Origin of the sequence: Methanocalculus sp. (assembly GCF_029762515.1) — an archaeon.
Taxonomy (GTDB): domain Archaea; phylum Halobacteriota; class Methanomicrobia; order Methanomicrobiales; family Methanocorpusculaceae; genus Methanocalculus.
On record NZ_JARVGN010000564.1, the window covers coordinates 1 to 1,062 of the forward strand.

Annotated in this window: 1 protein-coding gene and 1 pseudogene; both read left to right on the forward strand. The window is 56.2% G+C overall.

Annotation, left to right across the window (positions count from 1 at the left end; translation table 11 throughout):
* Nucleotides 1-602: UDP-N-acetylglucosamine 2-epimerase (locus tag QCH34_RS13200; protein WP_300334790.1), on the forward strand; the 602-nt coding region annotated here is incomplete at its 5' end.
* A 162-nt stretch (nt 603-764) separates the two neighbouring features.
* Nucleotides 765-1,062: pseudogene (locus QCH34_RS13205) on the forward strand (nucleotide sugar dehydrogenase); the annotation flags it as partial.

Sequence of the window (1,062 nt, forward strand, 5' to 3'; positions counted from 1 at the left end):
GTGTCGGAGATGTGATGGTCGATGCCCTCCTCTTCAACCGGGAGCTGGCAGCACGATCCGATATTCTGGATCGACTTGGTCTCGATGCTGGCGACTATTACCTCGCCACCGTCCACCGTGCCAGTAATACTGATGACGAGCAAAATCTCAGATCCATCATGGCCGCATTTGCTGCGCTTGACCGGCCGGTGATCTTCCCCGCACACCCGAGGACGCGGAAGTTCCTTGAACAGTACGGAATTGCTGGTGACTCAATCACAAATGTCCAACTCATCGAGCCGCTCCCCTACCTCGATATGCTCCAGCTGCTCGGCCAGGCAGCCGCTGTCCTCACCGACTCAGGCGGTGTCCAGAAGGAGGCATATATCCTGCAGGTTCCCTGTATCACCCTGCGGGAGAATACCGAATGGGTCGAGACGGTGGAGGATGGCTGGAACGTACTTGCAGGTGCTGATACCAATCGTATCATTGCAGCAGTCCGCCAGATGGCCGGAGAGGAGCGAAACCAGCAGAACGAGTGCAATGCAACCCATTCCGCACATTATGGCGATGGCACCGCCGCAGACGCGATCAGACGGATTATCAGTGCATTTGACAAATAATAAGAGAGACAACATTATCGATGGAATGAACCAGAGGAGACGAACATGACAGACCGGCAAAGAGAGAGACCGCAGAACCCCCAGAACCACACAAAACACGACAATCATCTCGCAGCACTCATCAAGGAACGCGGGCCGATCAAAACCATCGGTGTCATTGGCATGGGCTATGTCGGGATCCCCGCCGCCGTCCTCTTCGCCGATATCCCCGGGATCAACCATGTCTATGGGTTCCAGCGGGACTCAAAGACCTCAGGGTACAAGATCGCGATGCTGAACCGGGGCGAATCCCCCCTCAAAGGCGAGGAGCCGGGGCTTGAGCCACTTCTTCGGAAGGTTGTCGATGCCGGCACCTTCTCCTGCACACCGGACTTTACAATGATTGCAGACTGCGATGCGGTGACCCTTGCCATCCAGACCCCGTTTCTGAATCATGCCGATCTCCTCCCTGACTTCACCC